7 protein-coding genes and 1 pseudogene are annotated in these 11720 nt (G+C 68.7%); 4 read left to right on the top strand and 4 right to left on the bottom strand.

All coding sequences use genetic code 11. The features are described from left to right. Nucleotides 1-38 precede the first annotated feature (38 nt). Nucleotides 39-677: a head GIN domain-containing protein gene (locus tag CHB64_RS09380; RefSeq protein ID WP_089412345.1), complete on the top strand. Its 639-nt coding sequence runs from the start codon at nucleotides 39-41 to the stop codon at nucleotides 675-677. 45 nt (nucleotides 678-722) lie between these two features. Here CHB64_RS09380 and alaS read toward each other — a convergent pair whose 3' ends face one another. From alaS to recA, 4 genes and pseudogenes are all read right to left on the bottom strand, one after another. Then, nucleotides 723-3377: an alanine--tRNA ligase gene (gene alaS, locus CHB64_RS09375; RefSeq protein WP_089412344.1), complete on the bottom strand. Its 2655-nt coding sequence runs from the start codon at nucleotides 3375-3377 to the stop codon at nucleotides 723-725. 220 nt (nucleotides 3378-3597) lie between these two features. Next, complete coding sequence (locus CHB64_RS09370; protein WP_089412343.1) at nucleotides 3598-3978, bottom strand: VOC family protein; 381 nt, start codon at nucleotides 3976-3978, stop codon at nucleotides 3598-3600. Nucleotides 3979-4086: 108 nt separating this feature from the next. Continuing rightward, nucleotides 4087-4236, bottom strand: a pseudogene (locus CHB64_RS15770) (VOC family protein); the annotation flags it as partial. A 153-nt stretch (nucleotides 4237-4389) separates the two neighbouring features. After that, a complete protein-coding gene (recA, locus tag CHB64_RS09360) occupies nucleotides 4390-5469 on the bottom strand; it encodes a recombinase RecA (protein ID WP_089412435.1) in 1080 nt (359 codons plus the stop codon). Between the two features lie 339 nt (nucleotides 5470-5808). Here recA and CHB64_RS09350 point away from each other — a divergent pair, with 339 nt between their 5' ends. The 3 genes from CHB64_RS09350 to CHB64_RS09340 all read left to right on the top strand — a co-directional run bounded on the left by CHB64_RS09350 (nucleotide 5809) and on the right by CHB64_RS09340 (nucleotide 11658). Continuing rightward, nucleotides 5809-7932 carry an AsmA family protein gene (locus CHB64_RS09350; protein WP_089412341.1) on the top strand — a complete coding sequence of 708 codons (2124 nt, stop codon included), beginning with the start codon at nucleotides 5809-5811 and terminating at the stop codon, nucleotides 7930-7932. Between the two features lie 295 nt (nucleotides 7933-8227). Next, the gene (locus CHB64_RS09345) at nucleotides 8228-10918 is read left to right on the top strand and encodes a sensor histidine kinase (protein ID WP_089412340.1); all 2691 of its coding nucleotides are present in this window, start codon (nucleotides 8228-8230) and stop codon (nucleotides 10916-10918) included. A gap of 44 nt (nucleotides 10919-10962) precedes the next feature. After that, on the top strand, nucleotides 10963-11658 hold the full coding sequence (locus CHB64_RS09340) for a tetratricopeptide repeat protein (protein WP_089412339.1): 696 nt from the start codon (nucleotides 10963-10965) through the stop codon (nucleotides 11656-11658). The last annotated feature ends 62 nt before the right edge of the window (nucleotides 11659-11720 follow it).

Genomic DNA, 11720 nt, shown 5'->3' with positions numbered 1-11720 from the left:
CTGCTTAATGACGGTCATGCAGGAAGGGAGCATCAGTCATGCACGCACGAATCATCGCCGCTATGGGCGCCGGCCTCGTCTTGGCGGCCGGCTCGGCCCTCGCCGAGACACGAGACTACGATCTTTCCGGTTTCGACGCCGTTTCCGTCTCCTCCGGCCAGAACGCCGTAATAACCGTCGGCGGGAATTATTCCGTGCGCGCCGAGGGAACGGAAAAAGCCCTTGAACGACTCGACATCCTCGTGAAAGGCGACGAGCTCGTCATCCGGCGCAAGCCGCGCGTCGGCATCGTCTGGGGCCGCTCGGAGACCGCGACCGTTTACGTGACGACGCCGACGCTTGCGCGGCTCGACGTCTCCTCCGGCGCCGACGCCACGGCGACAGGCGTCGATTCCGACAACTTCGTCGTCGACGCCTCAAGCGGGGCGGACGTCGAAGTGTCGGGACGCTGCGGCGCGCTGGTCGCCGACGTCTCAAGCGGGGCGTCCATCCGGGCCGACGGCCTTGAATGCCGGCGAGTCACGGCGGACGCCTCCTCGGGAGGATCCATGCGCGTTTTCGCCTCGGAGTCGGTGACGGCCGACGCCTCGAGCGGCGGCGACATTGACGTCTATGGCGGTCCGGACAACGTCAATATCGACGAATCGTCCGGCGGCGACGTTTCGATCCGTAATTAATTCGCAAAGAGACGATTCGCCGGCGCCCGGCGGGCGCCGGCGAAGTCACGCCGCGATGGCGCCCTCGATCGCCTTGAGGGCGTCTCTCGCCTTCGCGCCGTCGGGACCGCCGGCCTGGGCCATGTCGGGCCGTCCGCCGCCGCCGGCGCCGCCGACGGCCTGCGCCCCGGCGCGAACGAGATCGATCGCGCTCAGCCGCTCCTTGAGATCGTCGGTGACGCCGACGGCGAGCGCGGCCTTGCCGTCGTTCACGGCGACGAAGGCCGCCACGCCCGAGCCCAGCGTTTTCTTCGCCTGGTCGACGAGGCCGCGCAGGTCCTTCGCGGCCACGCCGTCGAGCACCTTGCCCAGAAACTTCACCCCCGCGACTTCGACGATGTCGTCGGCCGGCGACGCCCCGCCGCCGCCGAGGGCGAGCTGTTTTTTCGCCTCGGCGAGCGCGCGTTCGAGCTTCCTGCGCTCGGCGACGAGCGCCTCGATGCGCGCGGGCAACTCGGCCGGCGCGGCCTTGAGCGCGTCGGCGGCCGCGCGCGCGATGGCCGCCTGCTCTTCGAGATAAAGCCGCGCCGCCTCGCCGGTGAGCGCCTCGATTCGGCGCACGCCGGCCGCGACCGCGCCCTCGCCGACGATCTTGAAGAGCGCGATATCGCCCGTGCGCCGCACATGCGTGCCCCCGCACAGCTCCACCGAATAGGGCGCGCGCGGATCGTCGAACGCGACGCCCATGCTCAGCACCCGGACGTCATCGTCGTATTTCTCGCCGAAGAGCGCGACCGCGCCCGAGGCCACGGCGTCGTCATAAGGCATGATGCGCGTCTCGACCGCGACGTTCTGGCGGATGACCGCGTTCACGCGCCGCTCGATCTCGGCGATCTCTTCGTCCGTCAGCGCCTTGGGGTGCGCGAAGTCGAAACGCAGCCGGTCCGGCGCGACCAGCGAGCCTTTCTGCACGACATGATCGCCCAGCGTCTCGCGCAGCGCCTTGTGGAGAAGATGCGTCGCGGAATGGTTGGCCCGCGTGCGGTCGCGGCGTTCGACGTCGATCGATAGCCGCACCGCGTCGCCGACCTTGACCGCGCCGCGGACGACCCGGCCGGTATGGCTGAACAGGGCGCCGGCGCGCTTCTTGACGTCGACGATCTCGATCTCGAGCCCGTCTTCGCCGGCGATCCGGCCGGCGTCGCCGACCTGGCCGCCCGATTCGGCGTAAAAGGGCGTCTGGTTGACGACGAGCTCGATTTCCTCGCCCGCGCGCGCGCGCTCGACCGCGGCGCCGTCCTTCACGATCGCCTGCACGACGCCTTCAGCGCAGTCGTGCACATAGCCGACGAACTCGCTCGCGCCGGCCTTCTCGCGCAGGTCGAACCAGACCGCCTCGGCCGCTTCGTCGCCGGAGCCGGCCCACGCCGCGCGCGCGGCGGCCTTCTGAGCCGCCATCGCCGCGTCGAAGCCGGCGACGTCGACCGCGCGGCCCTGCCGGCGCAGCGCGTCCTGCGTGAGATCGAGCGGAAAGCCGTAAGTGTCGTAGAGCCGGAACGCGGCCTCGCCCGGCAACGCCTCGCCGGGCTTGAGCCTTGCGACCTCCTCGTCGAGCAGCTTGAGGCCGCGCTCGAGCAGGCTGCGGAACTTCTCCTCCTCGACGCGCAGGGTCTCGACGATGAGCGGCTGGGCGCGCGCGAGCTCCGGATAGGCGCCGCCCATTTCGTCGGCGAGCGTCGGCGCGAGGCGGGCGAGCAGCGGCTCGCGCGCGCCGAGGCCGTGGGCGTAGCGCATGGCGCGGCGCATGATCCGGCGCAGCACGTAGCCCCGTCCCTCGTTCGAGGGCGTCACGCCGTCGGCGATCAGGAAAGAGGCCGCCCGCAGATGGTCCGCGATCACCCGGTGCGCCGGCGCGTCCTCGCCCGTCGCCGGCCGGCCGGTCAGCGCCACGGACGCATCGATCAGCGTCCGGAAAAGATCGATGTCGTAATTGTCGTGCACGCCCTGCAGCACCGCCGCGATGCGCTCGAGCCCCATGCCGGTGTCGATAGAGGGCTTGGGCAGATCGGTCTGCGTCCCGTCGGCGTGACGCTCGAACTGCATGAAGACGAGATTCCAGATCTCGATGAACCGGTCGCCGTCGGCGTCGGCAGAGCCCGGCGGGCCGCCCGGAATCGCCGATCCGTGATCGTAGAAAATCTCCGAGCACGGACCGCAAGGGCCGGTGTCGCCCATGGCCCAGAAATTGTCGCTGGTCTGTATGCGGACGATCCGCTCCTCGGGCAGGCCCGAAATCTTCCGCCACAGGCCGAAAGCCTCGTCGTCGGCATGATAGACCGTGACCCAGAGCTTGTCTTTCGGCAGGGCGAAGTCGCCGGTGACGAGCGTCCAGGCGAACTCGATCGCTTCGGCCTTGAAGTAGTCTCCGAAGGAGAAATTGCCGAGCATCTCGAAAAAGGTGTGGTGCCGGGCTGTGTAGCCGACATTGTCGAGGTCGTTGTGCTTGCCGCCGGCGCGCACGCATTTCTGCGACGACGCCGCGCGCGCATAGGGGCGCTTCTCGGCGCCTGTGAAGACGTTCTTGAACGGAACCATGCCGGCGTTGACGAACAGAAGCGTCGGGTCGTTCTGCGGCACGAGCGGGGCCGACGGCGCGATGGCATGGCCGCGCGCGGCGAAGAAGTCGAGAAAGGCGGACCGGATGTCTTTCAGCGAGGTCATAGAATCCCGTGCGGTTGCGGCCTGGCCGTTCGGGCGCCCGCGCGCCCTGCCCGGACCGTCGCCCGGGCGCCGCCGATGGACAGCCTTTCCACGCCGGCCGCTCCATGCGACGGCCGCGCCCTGCGCCGTCGTGCGGGACGGCGAGCGGCGCGGCCCGCTTACATAGGTTCAACCGCCGCGCGCGTCCAGCGGCGCGGCGCCGAAGGGGCCGTCGCGCGGCCTATTCCTTCGGAACCATGCAGAACACGTTGATCTTGTTGCCGTCGAGGTCGCGGAAATAGGCGGCGTAGAAGCCGCCGTCGCCGCGCGGACCCGGCGCGCCCTCGTCCTTGCCGCCGAGGGCGAGCGCCTTGGCGTGGACGGCTTTCACCTTTTCGGGGCCGTCCACGGCGAGCGCGACCATGGTTCCGTTGCCCACGCTCGCCGGCGCGCCGTCATAGGGCTTGATGACGGAAATCGCCGGCGCGTTCATATCCGTCGACCAGGCGACGAAGGTGTCGGCCTCCATCACCCGTCTGGCGCCGAGCTCCTTGACCAGCTCGTCATAAAAACCGGCGGCCTTCTTCAGATCATTCGTTCCGAGGGTCACATAGCCGATCATGCATCTCTCCCTGATCTCTCTTAATAAATAAGGCGCGCGGCGCCTTCGTTCGCCTCTCTGCGCCGGCATCATCGCCGGCCGCCCCGCCCGGCCGCAACCGGCGCCGGCTCACGATTCGGCCCAGGTCGCGCCTGCTTCGTCGATCCGCCAGCCGGGGTTCCATGCGATCTCCCACAAATGGCCGTCCGGGTCGGCGAAATAGCCGGCATAGCCGCCCCAGAAGGTTTCTGCGGCGGGCTTGAGAATGCGGGCGCCGGCCCGTGACGAATACGGAAAAAATACGGAACGCTGCGAACGGGACGGCGCCCGAATGCTCCGGCTCGTAGAGGCCTGCGCGAGATCGCGGCGATCCTTCGTCGTCTTTTGGCCTCAAGCGGCCGGCGCAGCCCTTCCGGACGGCGCCGCCCCGCCTCAGGCCTCCGCCGCCTCGTCGAGGTCGTCGCCTTCTTCGCCGGTAAGCATCTCCTCCGCGACGAGGCCGGCGTTGGCGCGAATCGCCTGCTCGATCTCCGCCGCCATCGCCGGATTGTCGCGCAGGAACTGCTTGGCGTTCTCGCGGCCCTGGCCGACGCGCTCGCCGTTATAGGAAAACCACGCGCCGGACTTCTCGATCACCCCCGCCTTGACGCCAAGATCGATGAGCTCGCCGGTTTTCGAAATGCCCTCGCCATACATGATGTCGAACTCCACCTGGCGGAACGGCGGAGCGACCTTGTTCTTCACCACCTTCACGCGGGTCTGGTTGCCCACCACCTCGTCGCGGTTCTTGATCGCCCCGATGCGGCGGATGTCGAGGCGCACGGAGGCATAGAACTTGAGCGCGTTGCCGCCGGTGGTGGTTTCCGGCGAGCCGAACATCACCCCGATCTTCATGCGGATCTGGTTGATGAAGATGACGAGGCAATTGGATTTCGAAATCGAGCCGGTGAGCTTCCTCAAGGCCTGGCTCATCAGGCGCGCCTGAAGGCCGGGAAGCTGGTCGCCCATCTCGCCTTCGAGTTCGGCGCGGGGCGTGAGCGCCGCCACCGAATCGACGACGAGAATGTCGACCGCGCCCGAGCGCACCAGCGTGTCGGCGATTTCGAGCGCCTGCTCGCCGGCGTCGGGCTGCGAGATCAGCAGTTCGTCGACATTGACCCCGAGCTTGCCGGCGTAGACCGGATCAAGCGCGTGCTCGGCGTCGATGAAGGCGGCCACGCCGCCGGCCTTTTGCGCCTCGGCCACGCATTGCAGGGCGAGCGTGGTCTTGCCGGAGCTTTCGGGGCCGAAAATCTCCACGATGCGCCCGCGCGGCAGACCGCCGATGCCGAGCGCGATGTCGAGCCCGAGCGAGCCCGTCGAGATCGACGCGATCTCCACCACCTCGCGATCGCCGAGCCGCATCACCGAGCCCTTGCCGAACGCCTTGTCGATCTGCGAGATCGCCGCCTCGAGGGCTTTTTTCCTGTCCACTCCGTCCGCCTCCACCAAGCGCAGATTCTGCCGCTGCATCGCCGCCTCCATCGCCTGCCGGGCCCGCGCCCGTCAATGGAGATTTTGTACGCTTTTTGTTCTCTCTTGGCAAGAAGATTTAAGGGACTGATTTCGCCGTGGAAATCGGCGCATGTTTTCAATATGTTCCAGAATCCGCCGACGGGAGCAGGCGCATTTCGAAATTCCGCCCCAGGACCGCACTGCAAAACGATTCGCGCGTTTTCGCGTCGCCGCCCCCCGCATGCGTTCTCGTCGCTGTCGTCGTTCTTGGATAAGCTGGCCGCCGCAGGCGCGCTTCGCCGCGCGCCGGCGCAAGCCTGCGCTTGAAATCGCTCATACGTTCTAACGGACAGCCCCATGAAAAAGTTCCTTCTCGCGCTCGTCGTTCTCGTTCTGCTGGTCGCCGTCATCATCGTCGTCGCGCCCGGCCTCGTGCCGGCGGCGGCTTATAAGGGCCGCCTTGAAGCGGCGGCCAGCGAGGCGATCGGCCGTTCCGTGACGGTCGACGACGACCTTTCCTTCAAGATCATTCCGCGTCCGGCCTTTCGCGTGAGCGGGCTCGAGATCGCGAACGCGGAAGGCTTCGCGGCGCCCTATCTCGCGCGCGTGGCGTCCGCCGATATCGGCGTGAAGCTGTGGCCGCTCTTCTCGGGCGCGGTCGAGATCGAGCGCTTCGTGCTGATCGAACCCGAGATCCATCTCGCCCGCGCCGCAGACGGGCGGGCGAACTGGATTCTCGCGCGCGCCGCAGAGGAAGCCGCCGCGCCGGCCGAGCCCGGCGCGACGCCCGAGATCGGCGATCTGCGCCTTGGCGACGTGCGGATCGTGGACGGGCGCGCCTCCTACGCGGACGCCGCGGCGGGACAGACCTATGCCGCCGAGGCGATCAACGCGGCGGCGCGCCTCGACAGCCTCGACCAGCCGCTCGAGTTCGAAGGAACGATGCTCTTCCAGGGCGCGCCCTCGAAGATCGATCTGGTGCTGACGAGCCCGGCGAAGCTGATGAAGAAGGAGCCGGCCAACCTGAAGCTTGACGCCGCGATCGGCGAGACCGTCGCGGGCGCCGATCTCGCCCTGCGACCGGGCGCGGATTCTTTCTCCTATGCCGGACCCGTGCGTTTCGACGCGCCCGATCTGCGCGCGCTCGCGGCGCTGCTCGGCGCGCCGCTCGCTGATTCCCCGGGCTTCGATTCCCTGTCCGTCGAGGGCGAGGCCGCCGGCGATGCGAACGGCGTGCGGCTCGCCGACGCGAAGATCGTCTTCGACAAGATCGACGCCGAAGGCGATCTCGCGCTTGACTGGTCGGGCGCGCGGCCAAAAGCGACCGGACGGCTCGCCGTCGGCGCGCTTGACCTGAGGCCCTATCTGCCGCCGCCGGCGGAAAACGCGGCGGGCTTTCCAGCGTGGTCGGAGGAAAAGCTCGATTTTTCGGGTTTGCGCAACATCGACGCCGACATCGACGCCACGGCGGAGCAAATCTTTCTCAACAATCTCACCTTCGGGCGCAGCCGTCTGAAGCTGCTTATCGACGACGGCCGTCTGACCGCGGAGATTCCCGAGCTCGGCGTGTATGGCGGCGCCGGCTCGGGCCGGCTGGTCGTGAACGCGCGCGGCGCGACGCCCTCTCTCTCGGGAGTTTTCGATGTCGGCGCCGTGCAGGCCCAGCCCTTCGCGGAAGATCTCATGCGGATCGACCGGCTGCTCGGCCTCGGCGGCTTCAAGCTGGAGTTCACGGCCGCCGGATCGACGCAGGCGGCGATCATGCGCTCGCTCGACGGCGCAGGCGGCTTCGACCTGGCCGACGGGGCGATCAAGGGCGTCAATCTGGCCAAGCTCGCCCAGGCGGTCTCGAACCTTCGGCAACAGGGATTCAATCCCGCTGCGGTCGCCGCGGCGGTCGCCGCCGCCCAGGCGCCGCATGAAGAAACCGAATATTCCGAGTTCCTGTCGCGCTTCTCCATCGCCGACGGCGTCGTCGACGCGCCGACGATCTCGCTCGTCGGGCCGTTCGTCCAGATGGCCGGAACCGGCAAGATCGATCTGCCGGCCCAAACGCTCGACCTCAGGCTGATCCCCAAGGCGTCGACCGCGGCGGACGGCGAGGGCGGACGCAGTCTCGCGATCCCGCTGCGCGTGAGCGGAACCTTCGCCCAGCCGAGAATCGCCGTCGACGTGGAGGCGCTCGCGCGCGGGCGGGCCGAGTCTGCGCTCCAGCAGCTTCTCGGCGGCGCCGGCCGGGATGCGGGGAGAAACGGAACCGCCGGGCGCCTTCTTGAGGGCGTCTTCGGAACCCGTCCCGCGGCCGACGAACCGGCGCAGGAGGGAACCGGCGCGGAGTCGTCCGCGGAGGCCGCGCCGCAGCGCTCGGTGGAGGAAACCCTGGCCGACGAAGCGCTCAAGCAGCTTTTCGGCCGAAAAAAGAAAAAGCCCGCGAGCGGCGAGGAAGAGCCGCCATCGGAGTCGCCCAAAGACCCGCAATAAGATTGTCCGTCCGACAGGCGGTCGATCGGCTCGGCGCCGCTTCCCGGCGGCGTTTTCTCCATGATTTCCACACGGGCCTGTTGAAAAGCACCGGCCGGCGCGACTGAATTTTCATGGGCCGAGGTCTAGGCGCGCCCCGCGAAGCGGGTACATATTGTGAGCTTGGAGCGGCGGACAGCCTAGATATGGCGTTCGGCGGGCGTTCGAGACGGCTGCGGCGACGCGCCGTCCGCCCGTCCGGCGAAGCGGAAAGTCGATGGGGCGCGCAGAAAAAGACAGAGGCGGGACGGGGCGCTTGAGACGCCGGGCGCTTTTCGGCGCAGGCGCGGCGGGCGTTCTCGGCGCGAGCCCCGCCGCGGCGCAGGGGCTCGCCGATATCGCCGCCGCGGCCGGCCGGTTCGATCCGCTGGCGGTCACGGCGGCCGGCGCGGTCGGCGTGGCCATCGCGGCGATCGCCTGGGCGGCGCGCGTCTCGGCCGCCTCGCGCACCCAATCCGTCACCTGGTCCGAGAAGCTCGCCGAGATGGAGGCGCAGCTTGAGAAGGCCGACGCGGTGCTGTCGGCCCATCCGGGCCTCGTGCTGGTCTGGGAGGACGATTACGACGCCATTGAAAGCGGCTGGGGCCTGCCCAAGATTCTCGGCGGTCCGGCAGCGCTCGCCTCTCTCCTTTCCTTCGCCAGGGAAAATGACGACCCCCTCGCCTCCCCGGTGGACCGGCTCCTCGAAACCCTCGGCGAGCTTCCCGTCGAAGACGACAGCGCGCCGGGAGAGACCAAGAAGCTCAAGGACAAGGTCCGCGAGCTGCGAGCTCACGGAATCGCGTTTTCCGGCTCCGTCGTGACCTCGGAAGGCCGCGCGATCGAAGCCGACGGCCGGGTCGCCGGCGGTCAGGTCGCGCTCTGGCTCACCGACCCTGCCGCGCGCATGGCCGAGGACACCGGGATCATGGGCAAGGTGCGCGAGCGCACGACAGACCTGCACGGCGCGCTCACCCTGCTCGAACGCGCGCCCCTGCCCGCCTGGCGGCGCGGCGCCGATCTTTCCCTCGTCTGGGTCAACCGCGCCTATGCGGAGGCGGTCGAGGGCCTCGCCCCGGCCGCGGTCCTCAAGGATCAGGTCGAGCTCGATCCCGCCGCGCGCAAGATCGCCGAAAAGGCGGCCGCCGAGCGCCGGCCGGCGGAAGGCCGGATCATCGTCAACATCCGCGGCGAACGCCGCGTGCTGAAGATCGTCGAGACGCCGATGCACGCCGCCGACGACGCGGCGCTCGGCGGGATCGCCGTCGACATCACCGAGCTAGACCGGGCGCGTACGGAGCTGCGCCACCACATCGAGGCGAACCGGCGCGCGCTCGACCAGATTCCGACCGCCGTCGCGCTGTTCGGCGCGGCCCAGAACCTCATCTATCACAATCAGGCTTTTCTCCGGCTATGGGGCCTCGACGAAGCCGATCTCGCCGTCCAGCCGAGCCACGGCGAGCTCCTCGACCTTCTGCGCCATGCCGGCAAGCTGCCCGAGCGCGCCGATTACGCCGAATGGAAAGCCGAACAGCTCGCCCTTTACACGGGCGAACTCGCCGCGCCCGGGGGCGAGCGCGACGGCGAGGCGCCGGACGACATCTGGCACCTGCCGGACGGGCGCACCCTGCGCGTGGCGCGCGCGCGCCATCCGCTCGGCGGCGTCCTGTGCGTCTTCGACGACATCACGGAGCGGCTGGATCTCGAAGCGCGCTACAATACGCAGATCAAGGTCCAACGCGCGACCTTGAACAATCTCGCCGAAGGCGTCGCCGTTTTTTCTGCAGACGGATCGTTGCGCCTATACAACGCCTCTTTCCTGCGGCTGTGGCGCCTCGATGAAGAGCTTCTGAACGCGCGGCCGCATATCGATCGCGTCCTCGCCGCGCTCAAAGACCAGATCCGCGCCGGCGACGAGGCGATCGCCGACATCAAGCGTCGCGCGACGTCGCTGTCGCCGGAGGATCGCGTCTCCGTCAAGGACCTTTCCGTCGCCCTGGCGGACGGGCGGACCCTGTCTTTCGGAATCGAGCCGCTGCCCGACGGCGCGACGCTCGCGCACTTCCTGGACGTGACCGACAGCCGCGAGCGCGAGAAAGAGCTCAAGGAGCGCAACGCCTTCCTCGAAGACATCGACCGGCAGAAGTCGAAATTCGTCGACCATGTCTCGTACCAGCTCAGAACGCCGCTCGCGACGATCATCGGCTTCGCCGAGATGCTCGACGGACAGATGTTCGGCGTGCTGAACGATCGGCAGAAGGATTACATCGCCAGCATTCTTTCGGCCTCGCATCACCTGCGCGATCTGATCAACGACATCATCGACCTCGCCGTGATCGACGCCGGCAAGATGACGCTCGAGCCGGGCGAGGTCGACGTGCGCGACCTGCTCGAAAGCGCGGCCACCTACGCCGCGCTGAAGGCGGAAGACACGCAGGTCTCGCTCAAGGTCGACTGCCCCAAGGACATCGGCTGCATCAGGGCGGACGTGAAGCGTCTGAAACAGGTGCTGTTCAATCTGCTGTCGAACGCCTTCGCCTATACGGGCGCCGGCGGCGAGGTCGTGCTCGGCGCAGATCGCGCGCCCGGCCTCGTGCGCGTCTGGGTCGCCGACACCGGCCGCGGCGTCTCGCCAGAGGATCAGGCCAAGGCCTTCGATCCGTTCGAGAGCCGCGGCCCGAGCGCCGGCGCCGGGCTGGGCCTGTCGCTGGTGCAGCGCTTCATCACGTTGCATGGCGGCTGGGTGCGCATGGAGTCCGAGCCCGGCAAAGGCACGCGCGTGACCTGCTATCTGCCGTCTCCGCCCGAGACTGCGGCTGGCGCGCCCGATGCGGCCGCCCCCGCCTCGGCGACGCGCCGCGAGGGGAAGCCGCCCAAAGACGGCGCCTCGCCCAAGAAGGAGCCCGCCGCCAGCCCGCGCCGCCGCGCGCCAAGGCGCGCCCGGCCCAAAGCCCGCGCAGCGGAATGACGCCGCCGCTTTTTCGCCCTCTCCCGGCGGTATAGGCTCGACGCATGATCGGTCTCCACATCGCGGCGCTCGCCGCGGCGCTCGCCGTGTCCGAACCGCTCCCGCTGGCCCACGAAGTTCTCGACACGCGCTATGAGGAATGCGTCGCCCGTCTCGGCGAAAGCATCGCCGAGGCGCGAAAGGCCGCCGAGCGCTGGCATGCGGACGGCGGCGGCGCGCCGGCGCTTCATTGTCTTGCGGTCGCCGACCTTGCAGCCGGCTATCCGAAACTCGCCGCCGTTCGGCTTCTCGAACTCGCCGACAGGCCCGACGCGGGCGACGACCTCGTGCGCGCGCGCATTCTCGCGCAGGCCGCCCGCGCCTGGCTCGAAGCGGGCGAAATCGGTCTCGCCGCCGAGGCGCTGGACGCGGCCTTCGCCAGGGCGCCCGAAGCCGGTGAGCTTTACCTGACCGCCGCGAAGATCCGCCTCGCGCGGGAGGAATATCAGGCCGCCGCCGATGCGGTCACGAAGGCCGAACAGGCCGGCTTCGTCTCGACGGACGCCTATGTCGACCGCGCCCGCGCGCATATGGCCCTTCTCAAGCATCGCGCCGCGGCGGAGGATGTCGTCGCCGCGCTCAAGCTCGATCCCATGAATGTCGACGCGCTCGTCCTGCGCGGCGAGCTTCAGCAGCTCGGCGTCGCGATCGACGCGCATTACAGACGGCTGGAAGAAACAGACGACGGCGGCGCGCGCTGACGCCGCGCCCGGCGACGGCTTCTGCTTTCCAAAAAGCCTCGACCGCGCCGGCAAATCGCTTC

Source organism: Amphiplicatus metriothermophilus, assembly GCF_900199215.1.
Lineage (GTDB): Bacteria > Pseudomonadota > Alphaproteobacteria > Caulobacterales > Parvularculaceae > Amphiplicatus > Amphiplicatus metriothermophilus.
Note: the sequence above shows the minus strand (reverse complement) of the source record. Positions and strands in the feature narration are given on the sequence as shown.

Excerpts from the sequence above, each read along its gene's own strand:
- CHB64_RS09380 (WP_089412345.1), top strand. The coding sequence starts at position 39 with ATGCACGCACGAATCATCGCCGCTATGGGCGCCGGCCTCGTCTTGGCG.
- alaS (WP_089412344.1), bottom strand. The coding sequence starts at position 3,377 with ATGACCTCGCTGAAAGACATCCGGTCCGCCTTTCTCGACTTCTTCGCC.
- CHB64_RS09370 (WP_089412343.1), bottom strand. The coding sequence starts at position 3,978 with ATGATCGGCTATGTGACCCTCGGAACGAATGATCTGAAGAAGGCCGCC.
- recA (WP_089412435.1), bottom strand. The coding sequence starts at position 5,469 with ATGCAGCGGCAGAATCTGCGCTTGGTGGAGGCGGACGGAGTGGACAGG.
- CHB64_RS09350 (WP_089412341.1), top strand. The coding sequence starts at position 5,809 with ATGAAAAAGTTCCTTCTCGCGCTCGTCGTTCTCGTTCTGCTGGTCGCC.
- CHB64_RS09340 (WP_089412339.1), top strand. The coding sequence starts at position 10,963 with ATGATCGGTCTCCACATCGCGGCGCTCGCCGCGGCGCTCGCCGTGTCC.